This window comes from Saccharothrix ecbatanensis, assembly GCF_014205015.1.
Classification (GTDB): Bacteria; Actinomycetota; Actinomycetes; order Mycobacteriales; family Pseudonocardiaceae; genus Actinosynnema; species Actinosynnema ecbatanense.
Genome location: NZ_JACHMO010000001.1, coordinates 4,186,746 through 4,211,888 on the forward strand (window position 1 = coordinate 4,186,746; position 25,143 = coordinate 4,211,888).

General features: G+C 70.7%; 20 protein-coding genes. 11 read left to right on the forward strand and 9 right to left on the reverse strand.

The genetic code is table 11. The features are described 5' to 3' along the window. The first annotated feature begins 89 nt into the window (after positions 1-89). Positions 90-1,229: a glycerate kinase gene (locus tag F4560_RS17220; protein ID WP_184921216.1), complete on the forward strand. Its 1,140-nt coding sequence runs from the start codon at positions 90-92 to the stop codon at positions 1,227-1,229. 131 nt (positions 1,230-1,360) lie between these two features. Here the strand turns inward: F4560_RS17220 and F4560_RS17225 are convergent, their stop codons facing one another. Both F4560_RS17225 and F4560_RS46190 read right to left on the reverse strand, forming a co-directional pair. Continuing rightward, positions 1,361-2,107 carry a sugar phosphate isomerase/epimerase family protein gene (locus F4560_RS17225; protein ID WP_312869335.1) on the reverse strand — a complete coding sequence of 249 codons (747 nt, stop codon included), beginning with the start codon at positions 2,105-2,107 and terminating at the stop codon, positions 1,361-1,363. 66 nt (positions 2,108-2,173) lie between these two features. After that, positions 2,174-3,187 carry a hydroxyacid dehydrogenase gene (locus tag F4560_RS46190; RefSeq protein WP_184921220.1) on the reverse strand — a complete coding sequence of 338 codons (1,014 nt, stop codon included), beginning with the start codon at positions 3,185-3,187 and terminating at the stop codon, positions 2,174-2,176. Positions 3,188-3,431: 244 nt separating this feature from the next. Here F4560_RS46190 and F4560_RS17235 point away from each other — a divergent pair, with 244 nt between their 5' ends. The 3 genes from F4560_RS17235 to F4560_RS17245 are packed head-to-tail and all read left to right on the forward strand — an operon-like array spanning position 3,432 to position 6,991. After that, on the forward strand, positions 3,432-4,421 hold the full coding sequence (locus F4560_RS17235; protein ID WP_184929207.1) for an ABC transporter permease: 990 nt from the start codon (positions 3,432-3,434) through the stop codon (positions 4,419-4,421). Then, positions 4,418-5,308 carry a carbohydrate ABC transporter permease gene (locus tag F4560_RS17240; RefSeq protein ID WP_221483540.1) on the forward strand — a complete coding sequence of 297 codons (891 nt, stop codon included), beginning with the start codon at positions 4,418-4,420 and terminating at the stop codon, positions 5,306-5,308. The genes F4560_RS17235 and F4560_RS17240 overlap by 4 nt, the downstream gene beginning before the upstream one ends. Positions 5,309-5,347: 39 nt before the next feature. Beyond that, the gene (locus F4560_RS17245; RefSeq protein ID WP_184921222.1) at positions 5,348-6,991 is read left to right on the forward strand and encodes an extracellular solute-binding protein; all 1,644 of its coding nucleotides are present in this window, start codon (positions 5,348-5,350) and stop codon (positions 6,989-6,991) included. Positions 6,992-7,031: 40 nt separating this feature from the next. On the opposite strand, the gene F4560_RS17250 is transcribed toward F4560_RS17245, so the two are convergent. Next, positions 7,032-9,215 carry an MMPL family transporter gene (locus F4560_RS17250; RefSeq protein ID WP_184921224.1) on the reverse strand — a complete coding sequence of 728 codons (2,184 nt, stop codon included), beginning with the start codon at positions 9,213-9,215 and terminating at the stop codon, positions 7,032-7,034. 5 nt (positions 9,216-9,220) lie between these two features. Then, positions 9,221-9,811, reverse strand: coding sequence for a TetR/AcrR family transcriptional regulator (locus F4560_RS17255; RefSeq protein ID WP_184921226.1), 591 nt, complete (start codon positions 9,809-9,811; stop codon positions 9,221-9,223). A gap of 190 nt (positions 9,812-10,001) precedes the next feature. Here F4560_RS17255 and F4560_RS17260 point away from each other — a divergent pair, with 190 nt between their 5' ends. Continuing rightward, positions 10,002-12,512, forward strand: a complete 2,511-nt coding sequence (locus F4560_RS17260; RefSeq protein WP_184921228.1) for an ATP-binding protein — start codon at positions 10,002-10,004, stop codon at positions 12,510-12,512. Positions 12,513-12,642: 130 nt separating this feature from the next. Here F4560_RS17260 and F4560_RS17265 read toward each other — a convergent pair whose 3' ends face one another. After that, positions 12,643-14,511 (reverse strand): DUF2264 domain-containing protein, encoded by a 1,869-nt coding sequence (locus F4560_RS17265; RefSeq protein ID WP_184921230.1) that lies wholly within the window; start codon positions 14,509-14,511, stop codon positions 12,643-12,645. 34 nt (positions 14,512-14,545) lie between these two features. Next, positions 14,546-17,272, reverse strand: a complete 2,727-nt coding sequence (locus F4560_RS17270) for an exo-rhamnogalacturonan lyase family protein (protein WP_184921232.1) — start codon at positions 17,270-17,272, stop codon at positions 14,546-14,548. Between the two features lie 324 nt (positions 17,273-17,596). On the opposite strand from F4560_RS17270, the gene F4560_RS17275 reads away from it, so the two are divergent. Further along, positions 17,597-18,622 (forward strand): LacI family DNA-binding transcriptional regulator, encoded by a 1,026-nt coding sequence (locus F4560_RS17275; protein WP_312869336.1) that lies wholly within the window; start codon positions 17,597-17,599, stop codon positions 18,620-18,622. A gap of 11 nt (positions 18,623-18,633) precedes the next feature. Then, entirely contained in the window at positions 18,634-18,792 is a 159-nt protein-coding gene (locus F4560_RS17280; protein WP_184921236.1) for a hypothetical protein, read from the forward strand. 21 nt (positions 18,793-18,813) lie between these two features. Here the strand turns inward: F4560_RS17280 and F4560_RS17285 are convergent, their stop codons facing one another. Next, positions 18,814-19,989, reverse strand: a complete 1,176-nt coding sequence (locus tag F4560_RS17285; protein WP_184921238.1) for a 4-hydroxybenzoate 3-monooxygenase — start codon at positions 19,987-19,989, stop codon at positions 18,814-18,816. A 101-nt stretch (positions 19,990-20,090) separates the two neighbouring features. Between F4560_RS17285 and F4560_RS17290 the strand changes: the two genes are divergently transcribed. Continuing rightward, positions 20,091-20,849, forward strand: coding sequence for an IclR family transcriptional regulator (locus tag F4560_RS17290; RefSeq protein ID WP_184921241.1), 759 nt, complete (start codon positions 20,091-20,093; stop codon positions 20,847-20,849). Between the two features lie 9 nt (positions 20,850-20,858). On the opposite strand, the gene F4560_RS17295 is transcribed toward F4560_RS17290, so the two are convergent. Beyond that, on the reverse strand, positions 20,859-21,584 hold the full coding sequence (locus F4560_RS17295; RefSeq protein ID WP_184921242.1) for a class I SAM-dependent methyltransferase: 726 nt from the start codon (positions 21,582-21,584) through the stop codon (positions 20,859-20,861). Positions 21,585-21,742: 158 nt separating this feature from the next. After that, positions 21,743-22,639 carry an RNA polymerase sigma-70 factor gene (locus tag F4560_RS17300; protein ID WP_184921244.1) on the reverse strand — a complete coding sequence of 299 codons (897 nt, stop codon included), beginning with the start codon at positions 22,637-22,639 and terminating at the stop codon, positions 21,743-21,745. Between the two features lie 184 nt (positions 22,640-22,823). On the opposite strand from F4560_RS17300, the gene F4560_RS17305 reads away from it, so the two are divergent. The 3 genes from F4560_RS17305 to F4560_RS17315 all read left to right on the forward strand — a co-directional run bounded on the left by F4560_RS17305 (position 22,824) and on the right by F4560_RS17315 (position 25,131). Further along, on the forward strand, positions 22,824-23,783 hold the full coding sequence (locus tag F4560_RS17305; protein ID WP_184921247.1) for an alpha/beta hydrolase family protein: 960 nt from the start codon (positions 22,824-22,826) through the stop codon (positions 23,781-23,783). Positions 23,784-23,892: 109 nt separating this feature from the next. After that, on the forward strand, positions 23,893-24,639 hold the full coding sequence (locus tag F4560_RS17310) for an IclR family transcriptional regulator (RefSeq protein WP_184921249.1): 747 nt from the start codon (positions 23,893-23,895) through the stop codon (positions 24,637-24,639). A gap of 12 nt (positions 24,640-24,651) precedes the next feature. Further along, entirely contained in the window at positions 24,652-25,131 is a 480-nt protein-coding gene (locus F4560_RS17315; RefSeq protein ID WP_184921251.1) for a DinB family protein, read from the forward strand. Positions 25,132-25,143 lie beyond the last annotated feature (12 nt).

Sequence of the window (25,143 nt, forward strand, 5' to 3'; positions counted from 1 at the left end):
ATTGAACGCGTCCGCCACCTCGTCAAGGCAGTCCGCCTGCGCTCGGGCCGTTGACAAGGGGATGCGGAAAGCGCTTTCCTCGTCCGGTGATGAACCACGTGGTCGTAGCGCTGGACTCGTTCAAGGGCTCGTTGTCCGCCCGACGGGCCACGGCCGCCGTCGCCCGTGGCCTGCGTCGTCGCGCGTCCGCGCTGGTCGTGCACGAGCACCCGGTGGCCGATGGCGGTGACGGCACGCTCGACGCCCTGGCCACCGCGGGCTTCACGTCCGTGCCGGTCACGTCGACGGATCCGCTGGGTCGGCCGGTCGAGGCGTGCTACGCGTCACGTGACGGCGTGGCGGTGGTCGAACTGGCCGTCGCTTCGGGGCTCGGCCTGGTCGCGGACGTGCCGTTGACGGCTCAGCGGGCGGCTGCGGCGTCTACCTACGGCACCGGCCAGGTGATCGCCGCGGCGCTGGACGCAGGCCACCGCACGGTCGTGGTCGGGCTCGGCGGCAGCGCCACCACCGATGGCGGTTCAGGCCTGCTCGCGGCTCTCGGCGTGCGCCTGTTCGACGCCGACGGGGCCGAGGCGGACGCCACGACCTCGCCGCTGAACGCCGTCCGCGCGGTCGACATGACCGGACTGCACCCGAGCTTGACCGGCTCTGACCGGGTGGAACTGGTGGTGGCGAGCGACGTGGACAACCCGCTGCTGGGCGCGCACGGCGCGGCGGCGGTCTACGGCCCGCAGAAGGGCGCGGACGCCGTCATGGTCGCCGATCTGGACGCCGCCCTGACTCGCTGGGCCGACCTGCTGCACGCGGCGACCGGCGTGGACGCGGCGTCGTCGCCCGGCGCGGGTGCCGCCGGTGGCGCCGGATTCGCCCTGTTCACGCTAGGCGCCCACGCACGTCGGGGTATCGACCTGGTGCTGGAGCTGACCGGGCTGGCGCACCGGTTGACCGGTGCACGGCTGGTCGTCACCGGAGAGGGTCGCCTGGACCACCAGACACTGCGCGGCAAGGCGCCGGCTGGGGTGGCCGCGGCAGCGCGGCAGGCCGGCGCCACCGTCGTCGCCGCGGCCGGAAGCTGCGCGCTCGACCTCGACGAACTGGCCGCCGCCGGCTTCGCCCGCGCGTTCACCCTGACCGACCTCGAACCCGACACCGCCCGCTGCCACGACCAGGCCGAACCGCTGCTGGAACGCCTGGGCGAGGACATCGCCGCCACCCTGCCCAACCCATGACCCCCGCGCGAGTCGAACGCTCACGCCCCGCGTGTCGAACGCTCAGGACCCCTGAGTTCCACGTTCCGAACGGTGAACTCGGAGGTCCTGGAGGTTCGACACGGTGGGCCTGGGTGTTCGACTCGCGCGGACTAGTGGGGGTGCCAGCGGGCGAACCAGGTGGCGGCGGCGCGGAGCGGCACCGGCAGCGGGGCGATGCCGGGGTACCAGGCCCGCTCCCACTCCAGCGACACCCAGCCCGACCAGTCCGCCAAGAGCTTCCCGCAGACGTCCAGCGGCACCGCGCCCTCGCCCGGCGGAACGGGGGTGGGATCGGCCGCCGCCACGTCCTTCACCTGGAAGTAGGCCAGGTACTCCCCCAGCACGCGGCGGGTGCGTTCCGGCGGCTCGCCCGCCCGCCACGGGTGCACCGCGTCCCACAGCACGGCGACGCGCTCCGGCTCACCGAACGGCGCGACCAGGCGCAACGCCGCCTCACCGGTCGGATGCGAATCGTGCGTCTCGACCAGCAGCCGGACGTCGTTCGCCCGCAGGTCCGGCAGGACGGCCGCGATGCGCTCCAGCCCCAGGTCCTCCCTCTCACCACCGGGGAACACCCGAACCGCGGGCGCACCCAGCGACGCGGCCAGCTCCACCAAGGCGCGCAACTCGTCCACGACCGGGCCCGGCCCGCAGACCTTCGGGTAACCCGCCAGGCACGCGATCTCCAACCCGGCATCGGCGACTTCCCGACGCACCCGCGCGGCCCGTGCCGCCGTCAGCCCGAGGTGGACCTCTTCGTCCGGGTGCACCCGGATCTCCAGCCCGTGACAACCGTGCTCGGCCGCGAGCCGCGCGCTGTCCCCCACCGGCGTGCCTGGCGCACCCAGCGTGCTCACCGCAAAACGCCAACCATTCATTGGAACACCCCCAGGAAGATCACGTCAGTCCGGCCGAACCAGGCGTCAGGCGATGTACGGGAGCTGCGCGGGCTCCACCCGTCCGAGCAGCGGCATGCCCTTCAGGTACCGGCCCACCTCGGCGACGGCGAACTCGCCCAGCGTGCGCACCTCACGTCCCTGCGCTCCGGCCAGGTGCGGCGTGATGAGGACGTTGGGCAGGGAGAAGAGCGGGTGACCGGGCGGCAGGGGCTCCGGGTCGGTGACGTCCAGGATGGCGGAGATCCGGCCGTCGACGCACAACCTCGTCAGCGCCTCGGTGTCGATCAGCGATCCGCGGGCGGAGTTGAGGACGACCGCGCCGTCGGGCAGGAGTTCCAGCCGGCGGGCGTCGAGCATGTGGTGGGTCTCGGGCAGGGCCGGCGCGTGCACGGTGACGAGGTCGCTGCGGCGGCACAGGTCGTCCATGCCCACCCGCTCGACGCCGAGGCTCGCCGCTTCGGCGGCGGTCACGTACGGGTCGTAGAGCAGGACTTCGACGTCGAACGACCGCAGCCGGCGCAGCACCAGGCGACCGATCCGGGACGCGCCGACGACCCCGACGGTGCAGTCGTGCAGCCCCGTGCCGTCACCGGCCAGCCAGTCACGCGGCGTGTCCTCGCCGGCGGTCGCGTAACGCCGGGCCCGGCTGAACGCCCGCTTGGCGCCCAACACCAGCATCGCCATGGTGTAGTCGGCGACCGGGACGGCGTTGATCTCGGCGGCGGACGACACCACAAGACCGCGCTCGAACACGACGGGGTCGAGGCGTGCCTTGACGGTGCCCGCGGCGTGGACGACGACCCGCAACCTGGGCGCGGCGGCCACCACGTCGGCGTCGATGCGCGGGCAGCCCCACCCGGTGAGCAGGATGTCCGCTTCCGCCAGGGCCGCCGCGGCGGCAGGCCCCTCGAAGGACGTGAACGTCGTCGCCGGGTCGATGTCGACCAGTTGCCTCAGCCGGGTGACGAGGTCGGGTGGGAAGACGTCGCGGTGCGCCCAAGGGGCGAGGGCGAAGACCGCGACAGGTCGCCGTGACACGGAGTGGGCTCCTATCGGTGGATCAGCGAGCGCCGACCGATGTAAACGTTTCCATCACGACCGTACTCTACGCACAACTACTCTCCGCCCACAACGCTCCTCACTGGACCGTCGTACCGTGACGACGTGCGCCTAAGTGGCCAAAGTGGGCCCCCGCAGGCTGTTGACGTACTCATGTAACCGTTTTATCTTGGTGAACATTCTGTTTCGGCTCTGCACCGCAAGAGAGGCCTCTGACGTGAGCATGACGCGGGTCCGCGGCGGCGCTGGTGGCACCAGCCCTCCGGTCGAGAAGCCACCACCCCGACCCCGGGACGACAGCTCGCGCTCCGGCCACCTGCGTCGCATCCGGGCGGACCTGGTGCTGCTGGCCGTCGCGGTGCCGGGCCTGGTCTACTTCCTGGTCTTCCACTACGGCGCCCTGTTCGGGAACGTGCTGGCCTTCCAGGACTTCATCCCGTTCCTCGGCGTCTCGGGCAGCGAGTGGGTCGGCCTGGCGCACTTCGAGCGCATGTTCGGCGACGCGCTGTTCTGGAACGCGGTGAAGAACACGCTGGTCATCGCGGCCCTCCAGCTGGTGTTCTTCTTCCCCGCGCCGCTGGCCCTCGCGCTGCTGCTGAACAGCGTCGTGGGCGACACCGTGCGGCGGTTCGTGCAGAGCGTGGTCTACCTGCCGCACTTCCTGTCGTGGGTGATCGTGGTGGCGCTGTTCCAGCAGATGCTGGGCGGCGCGGGCGTGCTCAACGGGTGGCTGTCGGACCTGGGCATGGGCACCGTGTCGATCATCGGCAACCCCGACGCGTACGGGCCGCTGGTGATCGCGCAGCTCATCTGGAAGGAATGCGGCTGGGCCACCATCATCTTCCTGGCCGCGCTGTCCCAAGTGGACGAACAGCAGTACGAGGCGGCGGCGCTGGACGGCGCGGGCTACTGGCGGCGGCTGTGGCACGTGACGCTGCCCGCGATCCGGCCGGTCATCGCGCTGCTGCTGGTGCTGCGGCTGGGCGAGTTCCTGTCCATCGGGTTCGAGCAGTTCTTCCTCCAGCGGCAGTCGGTCGGTCCGGAGACCGGCGAGGTGCTGGAGACGTTCGTGTACTTCACCGGCTTCGCGGGCGGCGACTTCGGCTACGCCGCGGCGGTCGGGCTGTTCAAGGGCGTGATCGGCGTGGCGCTCATCTACGCCGCCAACAAGGTCGCGCACAGGCTGGGCGAGCAGGGGGTCTACCAGAAATGAGCAGGACAGGCGCAGCTCCGGCGTGGATGGGCCGGCCCACCGTCGCGGTCCGCGCGGCCAAGGCCGTGGCGTTGACCGTGGTGGTCCTGCTGGTGGTCTTCCCGCTGTGGACGGTCCTGGCGACGAGCCTGGCCAGCCCGCAGACCGTCATCGACAACGGCGGGTGGGTGGTGTGGCCCGGCGAGTTCTCGTTCAGCGCGTACACCGAGATCCTCCAGGGCGGGATCATCACCCGCGCGATGCTGGTCAGCGCCGGCATCACCCTGGTCGGCACGGCGCTGAGCCTGGCGTGCACCATCGGCCTGGCCTACACGCTGAGCCGGCCCAAGGTCTACGGCGGCAAGCCCCTGCTGCTGTTGGTGCTGTTCACGTTCCTGTTCCCGCCGGGGATGGTGCCGCTCTTCCTGGTGGTGCAGAGCGCCGGGCTGTTCGACCAGTACGCCGCGCTGATCCTGCCGTTCCTGATCAACGTGTTCAACCTGGTCGTGATGCGCGGCTTCTTCCAGTCGATCCCGCCGGAGCTGATCGACGCCGCCCGGATCGACGGCGCGGGCGAGCTGGCGATCCTGCGCCGGATCGTGCTGCCGCTGTCGAAGGCGGTCATCGCGGTGATCGGCCTGTTCTACGCGGTCGCGTACTGGAACCGCTTCTTCGAGGCGATCATCTACTTCAACGACCAGACCAAGTGGCCGATCGGCACGGTGCTGCGCCAGTACGTCACGGGTGGCGCCTCGCTCGCCGAGACCTCGGGCGAGCTGGCCACCTCGTCCCCGCAGTCCGTGCAGATGGCCGTCGTCATGCTGGCGACGCTGCCCATCGTGTGCGTTTACCCGTTCTTGCAGCGCTACTTCGTCAAGGGCGTCGTCACCGGGGCCCTGAAGGCCTGAAACCCGTCCCACCGCCAACTCTTGGACAGGAATCTCGTCATGAATCACCGCATCGACCGCCGTTCCCTGCTGCGGCTGGCGGGAGTCGGCGCGCTCGGCTTGGCCGCGCCGTCCTTCCTCACGGCGTGCGGAACGGGTGGCTCGTCCGGCGACGTCTCCAACGCGGGCAAGAACCTCGCCCCCTGGCCGTCGTACGTGCCGTTCTCCGGCCCCGCCCCGGACGCGCCCGGCGACGTCACGGGCGTGCAGCCGCTCTACCTGAAGTACCCCGAGAAGCTCGTGCAGTCGGTGAACAACCCCGTGGGGGACGGTTCCGACGTCACGGTGCTGGTCGTGTCCTACGGAGCGCCGCCCAAGCCGGTCGGCGAGAACCAGTACTGGCAGGCGATCAACAAGGCGCTGGGCGTCAACCTGAAGGTCATCGTCGTGCCCGATCCCGAGTACGGGCAGAAGATGGCCACGCTGATGGCCTCGGGCGAAGACCTGCCGGACCTGATCATGTTCTCGAACCTGGCGCTGCCGCACGCGGCCGAGTTCGTCCAGAGCCGCACCGCCGACCTGTCGGAGTTCGTGGGCGGCGACGCGGTCAAGGAGTTCCCGAACCTGGCCAACATCCCGACCTACGCGTGGAAGGGCATGGGCCGCATCGGCGGCAAGATCCACGGCATCCCGCTGGAACGCCCGATGCCCGCCAACAGCCTGTTCGTCAACCGCTCGGCCATGGACGCGGCGGGCATCCCCAAGGACTGGACGACCGAGCAGTACCTGGACGGCATGAAGGAGCTGACCGGCGACAACAAGTGGGGCGTCGGCTGGTTCAAGACGCTGTTCGGCGGGCTGGGCGGCATCACGTACCACGCCGGCTCGCTCGGCGCGCCCAACACCTGGTCAGCGGACGGCGGCAAGTTCAGCCACACCATCGCCACGCCGGAGTTCGAGCAGGCCATGGAGGTCATGCGCAAGCTGGTCGAGACCGGCACGCACTACCCCGACAGCCTCACCATCAGCTCCACCGACATGCAGAGCCACTTCTACAACGGCACCGTCGCCTCGATGAACGACGGCTTCGGCTCGGTGAACCTGTCCAACCTGAGCAAGATCAACGGCCGGTTCGCCCTCGACCTCGGCCGGCCGTACGGGCCGAAGGCCACACCGTGGCAGGGGGCCGGCGTGTTCGGCTACGTCACCTTCAAGAAGGCCGAGTCGGCCCGGATCAAGCTGCTGCTGCGCGTCGTCGACTACCTCAGCGCGCCGTTCGGCACCACGGAGTACGAGCTGGCCAACTACGGCGTGGAGGGCAAGCACTTCACCAAGGACGCCAACGGCATCAAGACGACCGACCTGTACAGCCAGGAGAACAACTCGCTGCTGCCGACGAAGTACATCGGCACCGCGCCGGCGGTCCTGTACCTGCCCGGTCACGGCGACGTGGCCAAGGCGGTCCACGAGTGGCAGAAGGCGTCGCTGCCCAAGAGCGTGCGCAACCCCGCCGTCGGACTCCGGTCGAGCACCGAGGCGAGCAAGGGCGCCCAGCTGGGCCAGATCATCGGGGACGGCATCACGGCGATCACGTTCGGCCGCAAGCCGCCGTCGGCCTGGAAGGACGTCGTCGCCCAGTGGCGGCAGGCCGGCGGTGACCAGGTCGCCGAGGAACTGGCCAAGGAGCACGCGGCGAACCAGTGACGTCGCGGCGGCGCCGGAGGGTGACTCCGGCGCCGCTCGGCTATCCGTTGACGTCGACCAGGGTTCGCTGTTCGGTCTTCGGCTCCCGGGCGAGGGCGGCGCCTTCGACGTCGAGGGCAGGCAGCCACCGCAGCCACTTGGGCAACCACCACGCCCGTTCGCCGAGCAGGGCCAACGCCGCCGGGACGAGGATCATGCGGACCACGAAGGCGTCCGCGAGGATGCCGATGGCCAGCGCGAAGGCGATGGACTTCATCGCGAGCTGGCCGGCCGGGACGAACCCGGCGAAGACCGAGAACATGATCAGAGCCGCGGCGACGACGACCGGTGCGGCCTGGCGGAAGCCGGTCACGATGGCGTCGCGGGGTGCGGCGCCGCGGTGGTGCGCCTCGTGCATCCGGGAGACCAGGAAGATCTGGTAGTCCATCGCCAGGCCGAACAGGATGCCGATCACCAGGATCGGGGTGAGGCTGATCAGCGGTCCGGTGGTGTCGAGGTTGACCGCGTCGGCCAGCCAGCCCCACTGGAACACCGCCACGGTCGCGCCGAGCGACGCGCCCACGGTCAGCAGGAAGCCGAGCACGCCGACCAGCGGGACCAGCAGCGACCGGAAGACCAGCACGAGCAGGACCAGCGCCAGACCGACGACCAGCACGAGGTAGACCGGCAGCGCCTCGTCGAGGGACACCGCCACGTCGACGCTCACGGCGGTGGCGCCGGTGACGGACGCGGTGCCGCCGTCGAGACCGGACAGCTGCTCGCGCAGCTCGGTGACCAGCCGTTCGGTCGCTTCGCTTGTGGGACCGGACTTGGCGATGACGGTCAGCAGCGCCGCGGTGTCGTCGGCGTTGGGGATGGCCCTGGTGACGACGGCGACGTCACCGAGCGCGCTGATCGCACCCGTGGCGTCGGTGGCGGTCCTGGTGGCGTTGTCGCCCTCGAACAGGACGACCAGCGGTCCGTTGAAGCCGGGGCCGAAGCCGTCGGTGAGCAGCTGCTCGGCCCGTGCCTGGGTGCTGTCCGCCTCGGGGAGTTGGACGAGGGTGGTCTGCATGGCGGCGAACGGCACCGCGACGACGCCCAGGGCGATGATCGACAGCAGCAGCGCCGTCACCCGGCGGCGGGTGATCGTGCCGATCCAGCCCGCGTAGAAGCCGCGTTCCGGCGCGTCTGCGGTGTCGGCTGGTGCGGCGGTGGCTGGTGCGGTGCGCTGCTTGCGGGGCAGTGCACGGCGGCCGAGGTAGCCGAGCACCGCGGGGACCAGGGTGATCGCGACGAGGACGGCGACGACGATGGTCCCGGCCGCGGCCAGGCCCATCTGGGTGAGGAACGGGATGCCGACCACGACCAGCCCGACCAGGGCGATGACCACGGTGATGCCCGCTGTCACCACCGCCGATCCGGCGGTGCCGACAGCGATGCCGATCGCCGTCGGCACGTCCGCGCCGCCACGCAGTTCCTGCCGGTAGCGGTTGATGATGAACAGGGCGTAGTCGATGCCGACCGCCAGGCCGAGCATCCCGGCCAGTGCCGTGGTGGTGGACTGGAGTTCCATGAACCCGGTGGCGATGGTGATGCCCAGCACGCCGATGCCGACGCCGACGGACGCGGTGAGCAGGTTCATCCCCGCCGTCACCAGCGACCCGTAGGTCAGCGCCAGGATCAGCAGGGCGATGACGACGCCGAGCGCCTCGGTCACGCCGCCGATGTGCGGCGGCGTCTGGGTGGCCTCACCGGTCACCTCGGCGGTCAACCCGCCTGCTCTGGCGTCGTCGACGGTGTCGAGCAGTGCGGTCTGCTGCTCGGCGGTCACCTCACCCGCGGCGGCGTCGAAGGTCACCGTGCTGAAAGCCGTGTCCTGCGCCGCGTTGATCGTCGGCGCGGCCGGGTCCAGCGGGTTGCTCGCCGAGGTGACGCCGGGCAGCGTGCCCAGTTCGGCCACCAGTTTCCCGATGGCCTGGGCGTTCTCCGGCGTGGTCAGCGTCTGCCCTTGAGGCGCCTGCACCACGACGCGGGCGGACGCGCCTCCCGCGCCGAACTCCGCCTTGATCTTCTCCAGTGCGGTGCTGGACTCCTGACCGGGGATGGCGAAGCTGTTCGACGTGGTCCCGGACAGCGTCAGCGCGCCGACACCGGAGCCGATCAGGACGACCAGCCACAACAGGACGACCGCCAACCGGCCTCTGTAGGCGGCCATGCCGAGCCGGTGCAACAGAACTGCCATCGGGATCAGGCCTCCACCTGGGAAGAACGGGATGCAGCGGCGTCGGGCCGGTGATGGCCGATCGCGTCGGAACAGGTCTCGATGATGTGCGGCCGCCAGGTGGTCTTGTCGCCCACCTCGTTGGCGGCCAGGCTCAGCGCGGCCAGCGCGCTGAGCGCGCCCACGACCCGCACCACCCGATCCGGTGGGGCCGCGGCCAGGTCGACGGCGAAGATCTTCTCCACGAACGTGTCGTAGGTGTTGTTCGCGGGGTCGATGTCGGGGGCGGTGAGCGAGCGGAACCCGAGTGCCACCAGCCCCGGTCGGTCGAGCGCGATGTCGGTCAGCAACTCCAGCGCGCGCCGGTCCCGGTCCGGGCCTGGCGGCAGTGGCTCCAGCTGTTCGAGCACCCGCTCGCCCAGCGCCTGGCCCAGGCCCAACGCGGCCTCGTAGAGGGCTTCCTTGCTCGGGAAGTGGTGCAGCAGGCCGGGTTTGGACAGGCCGACGGCGTCGGCGAGGGACTTCAACGACGTCTGGGCGAACCCGTGCTGCGCGAAGAGCCCGGCCGCTCGGTCGAGGATCTCGTCGTCGATCTGCTGCCGGAACCGTCCTGCCATGCCCACGACCGTACGCGCCGACCGACCGATTCGGTAGGTAAACCGACCGACCCGGTCTGTGATACCGCTCGCAGATCGCATTGAGGCCGCACTGGTGCGGAGACCTCGTCAGGTGGTCGGGACGACGCATTCACCGCACGATCAGCGGCGATACTGCTGGACAAGCAGGCGGGTGTACCGGGGGTGCGTGGTGGCCGAGTTCGTGGAGTTGGTGCTGGTGGCATTGACCGCGGGTGCGGCAGTGGATACGGGAGAAGCTGCGTCGACCGCGATACAGGACGCCTACCAGGGACTGAAGATCACCGCGGGCAAAGTCCTGCGCCGTGGGATCTCCGACCCCGATGAGGCTGGTGGCGTGGTGGAGATGCAGTTGGCCGATCCACGAGCCCACCAGGAGGAACTCGAAGGCGTCCTTGCGCGAGCCGACGACGATGAGCGGGCGGAGCTGCTCGCCGCAGCGCGCAAGGTGCTGGTGCTTGTCGATCCACGAGGTGACGCGGCGGGCAAGTACCGGGTGGAGTCGCGCCGGGACGAGGGCGTCCAGGTTCGAGATCACAACGCGCGAACCCACGATCGGGATCGTGCGACGACGGAGAACTCTGCGAACGCGGAAGCCATCACGGCGGTGGTCCAAGCAGGCGTCGTCAACGGTGGCATCAGTGTCCACCACGGCTCCGCGCACACGCCGGTCCCCCACAACCTGCCGCCCGGCACGCGTCGCTTCGTCGGGCGCTCCGCCGAACTCGACCGGTTGACCGCGTTCGCGACGGCGGAAGCCGGCAGTCGCGTCTGCGTACTCGACGGACAGCCGGGGATCGGCAAGACCACGTTGGCGCTGCGATGGGGCGACACCGCACGTGGTCTGTTCCCGGACGGTCAGGTCTACGTCGACCTGCGCGGATTCGACTCGATCCGCACTGCGGTCACCCCTGAAGCAGCAGCCCGCATGATCCTCGGCGCCCTACACGTGCCCATGGGGTCGATCCCACCCGAACCGGACGACCAGTTGGCGTTGCTCCTCAGCACGCTGGACGAACGACGAGTCTTGCTGATCATCGACAACGTGCGCGACAGCGCTCAGGTCCGACCACTGCTCCCCGGCTCGCGCAGCTGCTTCACGGTCGTGACCGCGCGCCACCGGCTCCACGGCTTGGCGGTGCACCACGACGCCGAGCGCATCCACCTCCCGCCGCTCACCGCGGACGAGGCGGTGCACCTCCTCGAACAGCGCCTGGGCACATACCGCGTGGAGACCGAAAGCGCGGCGGTGGCACGCGTCGTGGCCGCGTGCGGCGGACACCCGCTGGCGTTGAGCGTGGTAGCCGCGCGCGCGGCCGACGACCCGACGAACTCCCTGAACGGCATTGTCAAAGCGTTGGAGAACAAGACCGAGGCGCTGGACGCCTTGCACCTCCCGGACGCTGCGGATATGCGAGCGGTGTTCTCCCTGTCGTACGACAATCTGCCGCCCGCCATGGCGGAGGGGTTCCGGACACTGGCCCTGTTCCCGGGTTCCGGGATCGACGTGCACGCTGCCGCCGCAATGATCGGCAGCGACCTGTTCCAGGCACGTGAAACGATCCACGAACTCGTCCGTTGCCATCTGTTGGGGCGGACCTCTTCCGGCCACCACGCCTTCCACGCGCTGACGCACATCTACGGCCTGGAGAAAACCCTGCGGCACGACTCCCCAGACCGGCGCGAAGCGGTCGTGGTCGCGGTGCTCAACCACTTGCTGCACGCCGCGAGCCGTGCAGACCGGCTGATCAACGATCACCGACGGCCGATGGAGCTCGAACCGTGCCTGCGTCCGGAACTGCTGCCCATTCTCATCAACCGCACCGACGCGCTGGCGTGGTTCACCTCCGAGTACGACAACGTCCTCGCCACGATCGCATTCGCCACCGCGGAGCAGCTGCATCCCTACACATGGCAACTGGCGTGGACGATCTCCAACTTCGCCTACCTGACCGCGCGCCTGCGGGACTGGATCGACACCCACACCGACGCCGTGGCCGCCGCCCGGCACCTCGGCGACCGGCCGGTCGAGGTCCGGCTCCAACAGTCCCTGGCACGGGCGCACGGCGAGAGCGGCGACTACCAGCGGTCCGTCGACTGGTACTTGACCGCGCTCGACATCCTCGACGAACTCGGTGACGTGCAGGGGCGAGCGAACGCGCTCAACGGCCTCGCCGCGGTGCAGTTGCGCGCCAACGCCCTCCACGACGCGTTCGACTCCGCATCGAAGGCTCTTGAGCTGTACGAAGGTTCTGGCGATGACGCGGCCACGGCCAGCACGTACAGCCACCTCGGCCGCACCTGCCAGGCCCTGGGTGAACCGACCAAAGCCAAGCGCTACCACCGACTCGCGGAGGACCTCTACGCGAAGTCCGACAATCTCTACGGACTGGCACACGTCGCTGATTCGATGGCCGAACTGGAATCGGCGGCCGGCAGGCACCGTGCCGCCATGACTCACCTCCGACGGGCGGTGGAACTGCACTACAAGGTCGGAAACCTCAACTACGCCGCCCAGTCGTGCCGGCAGCTACGCTCCCTCTTGCTCGACTTGGCCCCCTCGCATGTGTTGATCGAGTGGCTGTCCAAGGCGATCGGAACCCTGGAGGACAACCGGAAGAGTGAAGCAGCCTCTTTGGTCGAGGAGATCACGAATCATCGAAGCTGGTCGATGTCGAGCTGATCGTGGTCGGCTTCGAGTAGCGGATCACCGCCGGCGGTAGTCCAATAGCCGGTGACCGGGTCGTGCCGCGTCCGACCCGGCCGCTGGTTCCTCCGGTCTGCCGCCCCCGACCGGCAGACCGGAGGAACGCTCAGCCGGTGGAGGCGCGTTCGCAGGTCGGGGTGTCGCCCAGGCGGACCGTGACGGTCTCGGGCAGGGACAGCACCACCAGGTCGTCTTCGACGCGTACGTCCACTGTGGGCGGCTCTTGGGCCGCGAGTTGCACGAGGGTCACGTAGACCGCGGTGCCACCGGGATGCGCGTCGGCGATCACGTACGGCGTGGCCGAGTGGCGGGCGAAGGCGTTCGTTCCCTCCGCGGTCACGACGCCCGCAGAGGTGAAGCCGTGCAGGGCTCGCACGGCACTGCACAAACCGTCCGGACGTCGTGCCAGCGCAACGCCGTCGGCTGCTTGGGATTCGAGCGGTGTCGGCGCGGCTAGCGCGTGGCCGCCGTCCCGGACCTGGTAGCCGGCCGGGGCGGTGACCTGGTGGATCCTGACCTCCACCGCGCCGTGGACCACGGAGGCCGTCACCACGCGGACGGGGCCGTCCTGGTAGGCCGACGCGGCGAAGCCGTCCGACACGGTCAGCGGCTCGATGCGGCGACGCGCGGAGGCGGTGCCGTCGGGTGCGATGACGGCGAGGTGATTGTCCACACCGGACGCCGGCCCGTCGAACTCCGGTCCGGTGTGGCTGGTGTAGGCGAACTTGAGGTAGTGCGGGTCTGGCGTGCCGTCCAGGGCCTGGACGCGGTCGCGGTCGCTGCCGTGGTTGAGCAGGCGGACGACACCGTCCGACCGGGTGCTGTGCAGCAACCAGCCGGGCGCGGGCATCGGCACGACCTGGTCCGCCACGTCGACCGGCGCCGCCTCCTCCGGGTCTGTCCAGACGGGATGGTCGGGCGGCACGAGCAGGCCGAGGAACGCCTTGCTTGCCCAGTACGGCGATGCCGGGCCGGAGTAGGCCTGAACCGTGGGCAGGAACTCGTCGTACCAGCCCAGGGTGAGCAGCCCTCGCTCGTCCGGCGCACCCCGCTCCACGAAGTGGCGCAGGCCGCCGCCGGCGATGCGTCGCGTGCGACCGGGCGGCAGGGGTGACGCGCCGGTCAGCGCGCCGAGCCAGAACGGCGCCACCGCGGCGAACCGGTACGTCAGGGAACGTCCCTGGTGCACCGGTCCGCCGTCGGCCGCGAAGAAGTGCTGGTACTGCTCGAGGAACCGACGCAGCCGCCCCGCGTAGAGCTCCTGACGGACCTTGTCGCCCGCCATCCGCGCCCACAGCGACGGGTACTGGTGCATCGCCCAGCCGCAGTAGTAGTCGAAGTTCTTGCCCTTGCCGTCGGAGTACCAGCCGTTGCCGACGTACCACTCCTCGATCCGCTCCAGCCCGCCGGTGATCTCGTCCGGCTCGTGCGGACCGCCGACCGACGCCAGGAACTGCTCGACCACCACCCGGAACAGCACCCAGTTGTTGTCCGGCGTGCGCTTCCCGACCGCTCCGGCCAGCCACGCCACCACCCGTTCCTGCTCGGCCGACGTCAACCGGTCGAACAGCCACGGTCGGGTCTCGTGCAGCGCCAACGCGACCGACGCCGCCTCGGCCAACTGCTGGGACATGTCCGTCAGGGCCGGCCACGCGAACGGGTGCGCCGGATCGGTCCCGGCCACCAGCCCCTGCGCGTAACGCTCCAGGAGCGCGGGCGGCACGTCGCCGCCCGCGCCCGCGATCCGGAACGCGGCGAGCAGGAACGTCCGGGCGAAGCCCTCCAGCCCATCGCTCACCTGCCCCGACCAGCTCGCCCGGCCGGGCAGCCGGAACTGGGCGAAGTCGTCCGTCGCGTACGGCACGACGGACGTCAGCAGGTGATCCGCGACGGCCTCCCAATGGGTCCGGGTCCAGCCGGTGTGCGGGGACCGTCGGGCATCGGGCATCGGGAGGCCGTGCGGCAAGCGGGTCATGGATCAGCTTCCTGTAGGTGACGGATGGAGTGGATCAGCCGGGGAGCCGGTTCCCCACCAGGGCGAGGCACTGGATGGCGGCCAGACCGTACTGCGAGGAGGCGTTGGTCGAGGCGAAGGCAGCCTCGTCGACCGGCTTGAGCACCGCCGGTCCCGCCACCCGCGCGGACGTGAACTCCAGGGTCCGCGGGTAGCCCGCGTGGCCGGTGTCGAACTCCTTCCAGGCCCGTGCGGCCAGGGTGGCGTCACCGAGCTTGACGGAGGCGTAGGCGGTGAGCCTGGAGTGGGCCTGGCGCAGGTTGAGGCTGCCCCAGGACTTGCCGGTCTCGGCCTGCTGCTCGGCGGCGGTGCCGTTGTAGAGGCGGCAGTACTGCAACCACGCCTTGGTGAACGCCTCGTCACCGGTGAGCGAGATGACCTCGCTGCACAGCTCGACCAGGCCGAACACCGACCCCAGCGAGCCGACGCTCACCGCCGGTTGAGCCGGGGCGAACTTGCCGTTGTCGAGGTCGTACAGGCCGCTGCCCTGCGCGAACCCGTTGGGCATCGCGGCGATGGTGCGCATGCCGTTGAGCAGCTTCTCGCGTGCGATCGGGTCGCCGCCGCGCTCCCACTCGGTCAACCAGGCGAACGCGAGGCCGCTCCAGTCGGTGCCGAGGCCGACGCTGAGGGCGTGCGGGTCCGGCTCGTACGGCCCCGTGCGGATCTTGCGGATCGGGTCGAGGGCCAAGAACGTCTTGTCGGCGTCCACGAGGTCGCGCATCAGGTCGCCGGTGCGCTCGTCGGCGGTGAGGAAGTAGAGGAAGCGCCGGTACCCGGCGGTGCTGATGCGGAGCTGCTTGGCGCTGTCCGCCCAGTGCTGCACCCCGTGCCGGGTCCCGAGGTCCTTGTACTTGCCCAGGTGGTACACGTCGACCTCCCCGGTGTGCCGGGTCATCGCCTCCGCGAAGCGGAACACGTCGGCCCGGCCGGAGCGCAGGTACTGGTACCACAGCCACAGGTCCGGGGACAGCTCGGAGTTGGCCCACGCGTAGCCGCCGACGTCATAGCGCCACACGTGCCGATCCGGGTCGTAGCTGTGCATGATGTCGCCGTAGTCCCAGAACCCGTACCAGGACCGCTGCTCGACCTGCCTGCTGTGGTACTCGAACAGGAAGTCCAGCCGGTCCTCGATGCGCCCCATCGCCGGGGTCGAGCGGTCGACCGGCGACCAGTCGCCGAACACGCCGGCGGCGCGCAGGTGAGCGGGTGACGCGACGACGAGGGGCGGCGTGCGCACCGCGTCGGCGAGTTCCGCGATCCGCTGGGCGGGCGGGGTGGCGTCGAGCGCCCAGAACATCAGCTCGGTGGTGCGCGCGGTCCCGTACGGGGTGCCGAAACCCGGCTCGTAGTCCTCGTACGTGATCTCCAGGCCTTCGAGCTGCTCCGGGTAGGTGTCCTGGCCCATGCCGTCGTGGTAGAAGCGCAGGTCCATCGCTCCGGCGTCGGGCGACCACAGCCACAGGGTGACCTCGGCCGTCTCGCCCGCCGCGCCGCGGATGTCGAGCTGGGTGGGGTTCAGCTGCCAGAAGTTGCGCATCCCGAAGGCGAAACCGCCGCTGGGGCCGCCGACGTAGCCCAGGCCGCCGGCCCGTCCGCCGGAGTCGACCGGGATCCAGCCGTGGCCCGCCTTGGTGCGCTTGCGGATCTGGAAGCCGTCGGCGGTGACCTGGCGCAGCGAGTAGTCGCCGAAGGCGGGGATCAGGTGCAGCCGCGAGCTGACGCGGGTGTCCCACGTCTGCACGGACGGGGTGGCCTGGCCTTCGACCTGCGCCTTGCGGACCGCCGCGCCGGGGTCGCGGCGCAGTCCGGTGATGCCGCGCACCGCCTCGGCCAGCACGCCGTCGTCCGGACCGGCGAAGCGCACGTGCCGGTTGTGCAGGTCGTCGCGCATCGGCACGTCGAACCGGATGCCGAGGCCGCGCAGGAAGTCCTTCTTCTCGTCGCCGTCGAACACGAAGCTGTGCACGGCGCGGATGCCGTCGCTGCCGGCGTAGAAGTACAGGCGCACGGTGAACGGCAACCAGGTCCGGTTGCCGTGCCGGTGGCCGCCCTCGATCTTGACCACGGCGCGGACCGGGCCGGACGACTCGACCGTCACCTTCTCGGTGCGGCCGGTGAACTTCTCGGGCTTCGCGGTGCTGTCCTCGTCACCCGGCTCGTCCTGCCGCAGGCACACCAGCCTGCCGTTCTTCGCGATCTCGCGGTCGCCCCGGTAGAGGGCGCGGACCAGCTGGTCGCCCTTCTTGGCGATCACGCACCGGATGGCGCCGGTGTTCACCTCGACGTGGTCGCGGCGGTCGTTGACGGTCACCGCCGTCGCGGGCGCGGCGGGTGTTCCGGCGGTGAGCACGTACTGCTCGGCCGGGGGCACGTCGGCGCCGATCGCGTGCGCGGTCCACTTGAGGGAGCCGTCGGGCCAGTACCCGGTGGGCCACGTCTGCACGGGGACCTGCTGACCGGCGGCGGTGCGCAACGCGAAGGCCTGCTCTTTGGGCACCGTGCCCTTGGGCCACGGGACGCCCCAGGTGGACCCGGCGGCGAGCTGCCGGGGCGCGCCGCCTTCCAGCCACTTGAGCTGCACGCCGTCGTCGATCAGGCCGCTCGCGGTCTGGGCCGCGACGGGGTCGGCACGGGCCTCTCCGGCGGCTCGGGCGAGGTGTCCGGCGGCGCCGACGGCCGCCGCGCTGAGGAGGAGGTTACGACGGGAAATCTTCGCCATGAGGGCTCCACTTGGGTGGGCGTTACTCGGGGGAAATGGCGCGGTGTTTAACCGTTTACTGTGGCCCAGATCGCAGCATGACCTGCAAGGCATGTCAAGAGTGCAACGGCGAAGTGGTATACGGTTACAGTCGGACACGGCAGCAGGCTGCCCACCCGGCGCCCGCTCCTCGAACCGGCATCACCGCGAACGATTTGACACCAGGGCAGGCAGCCGGAAACATCGCGTGTAAGCGGTTTACCAGCTAGTTTCACGACAGGGGGCGGGATGGTCCGGCGTGCGGCGTCCGACACCGATGGACGACGACCGGTCACGATCAGGGACGTGGCCGCGCACGCGGGCGTGTCCGTGGCCACCGTTTCGCGGATCCTGTCCGGCACCTACCCCAGCGCGCCCGCGACCCGCACGAAGGTGCTGCGCGCGGTCCGCGAGCTGGACTACGTGGCGAACGCCAACGCGCGCGGACTGGCCGGTGCGAGCAGCCGCAGCGTCGCCATCATCGTCAACTCCGTGGTGTCGCCCCACTACGCCCACGTCGCGCAGGGCGTGCAGACCCAGGCCGCGATCGAGGGCAAGCTGTGCATCGTCGGCACCACCGGCGGTGACGCGGAACGCGAGCTGGCGACGGTGCAGTTGATGCGCGAGGAGCACGCCGAGTGCGTGATCCTCGTCGGCAACGTCGTGGCGGACGACGCCTACCGCGAGCGCATGGGTGAGTACGCCCGTGCGCTGGCGCTCGCGGGCTCGCAGCTGGTCCTGTGTGGACGGCCGACGCTCGGCCCCGACGTGCCCGCCCTCGTGGTGGAGTACGACAACACCGGCGGCGCCTACGCCATCACGAGCCACCTGCTGTCGGCCGGCCACCGGCGCATCCTGTTCCTGGGCCGCCGGGACAGCTACACGACGCCGGAAAGCCGCATCGCGGGCTACCGCAAGGCGTTGGCCGACCACAACGTGCCGCACGACGCGGACCTCGAGGTCGTGGGCAGCATGGAACGGCGCGAGGGCTACCGGATGATCAACGAGAAGCTCGCCGCCGGGCCACGTGACTTCACGGCCGTCTTCGCGGGCAACGACCTCCTCGCGGCGGGTGCGCGGCAGGCGTTGCGGGAGCACGGGTTGCGCATCCCCGAGGACGTCTCCATGGTCGGCTTCGACGACCTGCCGCCGTCCGCCGACATAGACCTCACCACCGTCCACGTGCCACACGAGGAGCTGGGCCGCACCGCCGTCCGCATGGCCCTCGCCCGTGCGCGGGACAAGTCGGACCCGGCGGAGCACGTCATGCTCGGCACCCACATCGTCGTCCGCGACTCCGTCCGCCCTCTCATCCGGCCCGACGCGCCGTAGGACCCGCGGTCATGTCCGGCGGCGCGAACAGCAAATCGGACCGGGTGGCGCCCGAGCACCGGGGGACCTGGCCGGAGCGGTTCGCGGTGAGCGCCGCCGAGCAGTTGTCGGCCCGCGTCGACGGGCCGGTCCTGCTCTGCCGGGTGCTCGACCACACCAACTGGCACTGACTCGGGCTCAGGGTTCGATCCTCAGAGTTCGATCGGCCAGCCGGTGTAGGCCTCGGCCAGGTGGGTGGCGGCGGCCGTGGTGGAGGTGAGCAGTTCCAGTTCGCCGAGTTGCCGCTTGAGGTCGAACGCCGAGCCGGCCGGGTCGGTGTGCAGCATCGAGGTCATCCACCACGAGAAGTGCTGGGCGCGCCACACCCGCCGTGACGCGGTCGGCCCGTAGGCGTCCAGGAGGTCGGTGGAGCCGGTGGCGAAGAAGCTCTCCAGCGCACGGGCGAGCACGACGACGTCCGCCACGGCCAGGTTGAGGCCCTTCGCGCCGGTGGGCGGCACGGTGTGCGCGGCGTCCCCGGCCAGGAACAGCCGGCCGTGCCGCATCGGCTCGCAGACGTAGCTGCGCATCGGGATGACGCCGCGGTCGAAGATCCGGCCCTCGGCCAGGGTGAACCCGTCGCCGGCGACGCGGGCGTTCAGCTCGGCCCAGATCCGGTCGTCGCTCCAGTCCTCGGCGCGTTCGCGGGGATCGCACTGGAAGTACATCCGCTGCACCTGCGGCGTCCGCGTGCTGATCAGCGCGAAGCCTCGCTCGGAGTGGGCGTAGACCAGTTCGTCGGACGACCGCGGCGCCTCGGCCAGGATGCCGAACCACCCGAACGGGTAGACCCGGAAGTAGTCGGTGCGCTGGTCGTCGGGGATGGTGTGCCTGCTGACGCCGCCGGACCCGTCGCACCCCGCGATCACGTCGCACCGCAGCTCGACCCGGGTGCCGTCGGCCTCGGTGAACGCGATGACCGGCTCGTCGGAGGTGACGTCGCGCAGCGACACGTCGGTGACGTCGAACCGGATGTCGGCCCCGGTGGCGAGCCGCGCGGCGATCAGGTCCTTGAGCACCTCGTGCTGCGGGTAGAGCCACACCGCGCGGTCCGCGAGCTTGGCGAAGTCGATCCGGTGACCTTGGCCGCCGAACCGCAGTTCGATGCCCTCGTGCCGGGCGCCCTCGGTCAGCGCCCGCTCCCCCACGCCCATGGCGGTCAGCAACTCCACCGTGCCCTGCTCCAGGACACCGGCGCGCATGGTCTGCTCGATCTCCTGACGACCGCGCGTCTCGACCACCACGGAGTCGATGCCGCGCTCGGCCAGGAGGTGGGACAGCACCAGGCCGGCGGGGCCCGCGCCGACGATTCCGACTTGGGTTCGCATGGGTCGACCCAATGGCCACGGCGGCACGATCGCCAGTCCGGGCTTCCACTGGGTGGAAACAGTGCGGAATCCGGGGTCGGCCCGTCGTTACGTTCACCGGCATGGCGGACGAGACGTCCAGGGGGTCGGTGACCGGGCGGGCGCTGGCGCTGCTCGGCGCGTTCGACGGCGCCCACACGCGGTTGAGGATCACGGACCTGGCCAGGCGGGCGAACCTGCCGCTGGCCACGGCCCATCGGTTGGCGGCCGAGCTGGTGTCGTGGCGTGCGCTGGACCGTGACGCCGGCGGCGGTTACAGCATCGGCCTGCGGTTGTGGGAGGCGGCCACGCTGGCGCCGGTGGCCGGTCGGCTGCGTGAGGTCGCGCTGCCGTTCATGCAGCACCTGTGCGAGACGACCCACGAGAACATCCACCTGGCGGTCCACGACGGGTTCGACGCCCTGTACGTGGAGAAGCTGTGCGGCCACCGCTCCGTGCCGGTCATCTCGCGGGCCGGGGCACGGCTGCCGATGCATTCGACGGGTGTCGGGAAGGTGTTGCTCGCCCATGCCGGCGGGGCGTTCGTGCACAGCTATGTCGAACGTCCGCTGTCTCGTTTCACCGCCTACACGATCACGGAACGGGCCCGTCTGCTGCGCGAGCTGCGCACTACGGCGGACCGCGGTTATGCGCTGACCAGCGAGGAGATGACGTTGGGGTCGTGCTCGGTCGCCGTGCCGATTCCCGGGGACGGCGTGGAGCCGGCCGGTGCGCTGGGTGTCGTGGTGCGGTCGGTTCGCACCGACCTGGCCCGGCTGGTGCCGGAGCTGCGGACCGCCGCCGACGGGATCGCCCGGAAGCTGAAGGCGACGCGCCCCTGACCTTGCCGGTCAGGCTTGCAGGACGGCGGCACGCACTTTCGGGTGGGGCGGGTCGATCGGGGTGAAGCCGGCTTCGCGCAGTTCGGCGGTGATGGTGGCGTGCGGGGTGGGCCAGAGGGTGAAGTCCTCGTGCTCCTCGCGGATGAGGGTGCCGGCGCGGTGGACCCGGTAGGTGAAGCGGAGGCGCTGCGTCCCGTCTTCCGGGGTCGAGGTGACGTGGGCGCTGTACACGTCGGGGCCTTTGTGGACTGTGGGCAGGCGCCACTGGGATTGACGTTCCGGCGGCTCCGGCGGTGGGTCGAACAGCAGGAGGCCGCCGGGGATGAGGGCGTCGGCCAACGCGTGCCAGGTGGCGCGGCGGTGTGCGGGCGGCAGGCACGGGACCACGTTGGCGGCCACGGCGAGGTCGGCGGTCCGGTGCAGGTCGCAGTCCTGGACGGGGCACGGGTGGACGGTGACGCGGGCCTGGTCGGGTGCGGGCCGGGCGGCGAGGCGGGCTCGCAGGAACGCGCGCATGGCGGGGGCGGGCTCGATGGCGTGGACGGGCACGGTCGTGGCGCTGAGCAGGACGTCGGCGACGATGCCGGTGCCGGCTCCGACGTCGATCACGCCTGCGCGGGCTTGTCGTGCGGCGGCGGCGAAGCGGTCGTGGGCGCGAGCGCGGTCGCGTTCCTCCTGGAGGACGTCGTAGAACTCGGCCGAGACGTCGTAGGCGGCGGTGACGGCAGGTTGCATGCGGTGCGTCCGATCCACGTTGCGGGGCGTCGCCCGCAGGACCACGGTGGTGGTTCCGGGATAGCCGGTTCGGAGCGCGATGGATCACGGTGCCCGCCACGTCCACCTCATCGGGTGGCGGTCACCGGACAGAGGAGGGATGCAGGCGGGGACTGGCGTCAGCGGGTCACGGCGGTCTCCTGCTCCACGCGCGACAGCTTCTCCGGGTTGCGCACGTAGTACAGCCCGTTGATCAGGCCGTTCTCGATCCGCATCGCCAGCACGCCGTCGATCTCGCCGTCCAGCCGCATGATCAGCGCCGGGCAGCCGTTGACCTGCACCGGCTCGAACACGATCCGGTCGAGGAACTTGGTGATCCCGCCGGACAGCACGCGGGCCGCCCGGTCCGCGCCCACGACGGGCTTCGGCATGGCCTGCTTGACCCCGCCGCCGTCGCTCAGCATGACGACGTCCGGGGCGAGGATGTCGATCAGGCCCTGGAGGTCGCCCGTCTTGACCGCCCGCTGGAAGGCGTCCAGCACGGCTCGGGTCTCGGCCGGTGACGCGATGTCGCGCGGTCGGCGTGCGGCGACGTGCGCCCGTGCCCGGTGGGCGATCTGGCGGACGGCGGCAGGCGTCTTGTCGACGGCCTCCGCGATCTCGTCGTAGTCGAGGTCGAACACGTCGCGCAATACGAACACCGCCCGTTCGATCGGCGCGAGCGTCTCCAGGACCAGCAGCATCGCCATCGAGACGCTGTCCGCCAGCTCGACGTCGTCGGCCACGTCGGGCGCGGTGAGCAGCGGCTCGGGCAGCCACGGGCCGACGTACGACTCCTTGCGCCGGCCGAGCGTGCGCAGCCGGTTGAGCGCCTGGCGGGTGGTGATGCGGACCAGGTAGGCGCGCTGGTCGCGGACCGCGGCGAGATCGACGTCGGCCCAGCGCAGCCAGGTCTCCTGGAGGACATCCTCCGCGTCCGCCGCCGAGCCGAGCATCTCGTAGGCGACGGTGAAGAGCAGGTTGCGGTGGGTGACGAAGGCCTCGGTGGCGGGGTCCGGACGGCTGTCCTCGATCATGCCCGGGTGGCTCCTGTCTGGTCGCGTCCGATGGTGTCCCCCACTGGACACCGGCCACCGCCGTTCTGTGACAGCCGCGTAGGGGCAGGCTGGGGTTGTCGGTGCCGCGCGGCATGCCGGCCCGATTCCCGTATCCCCCCGACCAGCCCATATTTTGGTTGACCGGCGCAGGACACTGGGCGTTGTGCGACCGGTGGTCGTCGCCGCCCCAGGGGGAGTCTTGTCGGAGAACATCACGTTCGCCAACGCCGGAGTGGTGTTGGCCGGTTCGCTGACCTTGCCCGACGGCGGTGCGCCGACGCCGGGTGTGGTCATGGTCGGTGGGTCAGGGCCGTCGGACCGGGACAACGACACGCACTTCCCGCCGATCCGGCGGCACCTGGTGGACGCCGGGATCGCCGTGCTGTCCTACGACAAGCGCGGCGTCGGCGGGTCGTCCGGTGACTGGCTCGACGCGACGATGGACGACCTGGCGTCCGACGCGGCCGCCGCGCTGGACTTCCTGCGCGCGCGGCCGGAGGTGCGGAGCGGGGCTGCCGGGTTGTTCGGGCACAGCGAAGGCGGCTGGGTCGTCCTGCGCGCCACCACGTTGCGCGACGACGTGCCGTGGGTCGTCACCAACGGCGGCCCCGGCACGACACCCGCCGCGCAGGACCGCTACGCGCTGGACACCTCGCTGCGGCGGGCCGAGGGCATCTCCGACGACGAGGTCGAGGCCGCGCTGGCCGCCTACGACCGCGTCGTCGAGGCCGGTCGACGCGATGCCGACTTCGCCGAGGTGGCCCGACTCGCCGAATCCCCGCCGACCGCGTTCACCGAGATCGCGGCCGAGGTGGACGAGCGTTACTGGCGGCTCCTCAAGCGCAAGCAGGACCACGACCCCGTCCCGGACGCGCTGCGCCTGCGCTGCCCGCACCTGGCGATCTTCGGCGCCGACGACGAGGTGGTCCCGGTCGCCGACAGCATCCGCCTGTTCACCGCCGCCGCCTGCCACCGCGACCGCGACAGTCGGGCGACGCTGACCGTCGAGGTGTTCCCCGGCGCGGACCACCGCGTCCGGACCGACGGCACCAGCCTGGCTCCCGGCTACCTCGACACCCTTTCCCGGTGGATCAACGGCCGGACCGGGGACCAGGGCGTCTGAACCTCGGCACGCCGTGGCGCATAGCCATGACCACCTTGATCACCCGGTCCCTGGTCCGCGCTCGGGCTCACCGGACCTCGGTGATCGAACCTGGCCTACATTGAGGCGCATGAGTGGCGACGCACCGCTGTCCGCGGCCGAGAAGACGCTGAGCGTCCTCGAAGCGCTCGCCGACCACTCGCGCATCGCCGACATCGCCGACGCCTCCGGCCTGCCCAAGCCGACCGTGCACCGGATCCTGCAGACCCTCGTCCGGCGCGGTTTCGCCCGTGCGGACGGCCAGGGCGGCTACCTGGGCGGCGCGCGCATCCTCAGCCTCGCCGGCCGGTTCCTCCAGCGCCTGGACGTCGCCGAGCACGTCCACCCGGTCCTGCGCGACCTCCAGGGGCGGACGGGGTGGACGGTCCACCTCGCGCTGCTGTCCGGGGACGAGGCGGTGTACGTGGCCAAGCTGGAGGGTGTGCGGCCGTACCACCTGGCGTCACGGGTGGGCATGAGCCTGCGGCTGCACTGCACGTCCATCGGCAAGGCGATCCTGGCCGCGATGCCCGACGACGAGGTCCGCGCGCTGGTCCGGCGCACGGGTCTGCCCGCCCGCACCGAGCGCACGATCACCGACGAGGGCACGTTGCTGGGCGCGCTCGCCGATGTCCGGAAGCGCGGGTATGCGGAGGACCACGAGGAGAACGAGACCGGGGTGCGTGCGGTCGGCGCGGCCGTGTTCGACCACAGCGGCGAGGTGATCGGCGGGGTGTCGACGGCGGCGTTGGTCGACCTCGCCGAGACGCCCGGTGACCTGCCGGAACTGGTGGTGCGTGCCGCCGCCGACGTGTCGCGCGCGCTGGGCGCGTACTAGAAGGGGATTTCGATGGGTTCGTTCGATGTGCTGCTGGACGACGAACGCACGCAGCTCGACGCGTTCATCGAGGACTACCGCCGTGCCATCGAGGCGACGCTCGACTCCCTCACCGAGGAACAGGCCTGCCGCCGGCTCGTCCCGTCGGCGACGACGTTGCTCGGGCTGCTCAAGCACGTCACGTGGATGCAGCGGGTGTGGTTCGAGGAGTGCGTCGGTGGCACGTCCCGCCGGGAGCTCGGCCTGGTGCAGACGCCGGAGGAGTCCTTCCTGCTCTCCGACGACGACACCATCGCCTCGGTCACGGCTGCCCACCGCGAAGCGTGCGCCACGGCCCGGACCGCGGTCGCGGACCTGGCACTGGACGCCGTGGTGACCGGCCACCGGTCCGGACCGCGCACGCTTCACTGGGTGTACCTGCAAGTCCTGCGGGAACTGGCCCACCACTGCGGGCACGCCGACATCTTGCGCGAACAGGTGCTCGCCGACTGAGACCTCGCGGAA

Excerpts from the sequence above, each read along its gene's own strand:
- F4560_RS17220 (WP_184921216.1), top strand. The coding sequence starts at position 90 with ATGAACCACGTGGTCGTAGCGCTGGACTCGTTCAAGGGCTCGTTGTCC.
- F4560_RS17235 (WP_184929207.1), top strand. The coding sequence starts at position 3,432 with ATGACGCGGGTCCGCGGCGGCGCTGGTGGCACCAGCCCTCCGGTCGAG.
- F4560_RS17240 (WP_221483540.1), top strand. The coding sequence starts at position 4,418 with ATGAGCAGGACAGGCGCAGCTCCGGCGTGGATGGGCCGGCCCACCGTC.
- F4560_RS17245 (WP_184921222.1), top strand. The coding sequence starts at position 5,348 with ATGAATCACCGCATCGACCGCCGTTCCCTGCTGCGGCTGGCGGGAGTC.
- F4560_RS17250 (WP_184921224.1), bottom strand. The coding sequence starts at position 9,215 with ATGGCAGTTCTGTTGCACCGGCTCGGCATGGCCGCCTACAGAGGCCGG.
- F4560_RS17255 (WP_184921226.1), bottom strand. The coding sequence starts at position 9,811 with ATGGCAGGACGGTTCCGGCAGCAGATCGACGACGAGATCCTCGACCGA.
- F4560_RS17265 (WP_184921230.1), bottom strand. The coding sequence starts at position 14,511 with ATGACCCGCTTGCCGCACGGCCTCCCGATGCCCGATGCCCGACGGTCC.
- F4560_RS17270 (WP_184921232.1), bottom strand. The coding sequence starts at position 17,272 with ATGGCGAAGATTTCCCGTCGTAACCTCCTCCTCAGCGCGGCGGCCGTC.
- F4560_RS17280 (WP_184921236.1), top strand. The coding sequence starts at position 18,634 with ATGTCCGGCGGCGCGAACAGCAAATCGGACCGGGTGGCGCCCGAGCAC.
- F4560_RS17285 (WP_184921238.1), bottom strand. The coding sequence starts at position 19,989 with ATGCGAACCCAAGTCGGAATCGTCGGCGCGGGCCCCGCCGGCCTGGTG.
- F4560_RS17290 (WP_184921241.1), top strand. The coding sequence starts at position 20,091 with ATGGCGGACGAGACGTCCAGGGGGTCGGTGACCGGGCGGGCGCTGGCG.
- F4560_RS17295 (WP_184921242.1), bottom strand. The coding sequence starts at position 21,584 with ATGCAACCTGCCGTCACCGCCGCCTACGACGTCTCGGCCGAGTTCTAC.
- F4560_RS17300 (WP_184921244.1), bottom strand. The coding sequence starts at position 22,639 with ATGATCGAGGACAGCCGTCCGGACCCCGCCACCGAGGCCTTCGTCACC.
- F4560_RS17310 (WP_184921249.1), top strand. The coding sequence starts at position 23,893 with ATGAGTGGCGACGCACCGCTGTCCGCGGCCGAGAAGACGCTGAGCGTC.
- F4560_RS17315 (WP_184921251.1), top strand. The coding sequence starts at position 24,652 with ATGGGTTCGTTCGATGTGCTGCTGGACGACGAACGCACGCAGCTCGAC.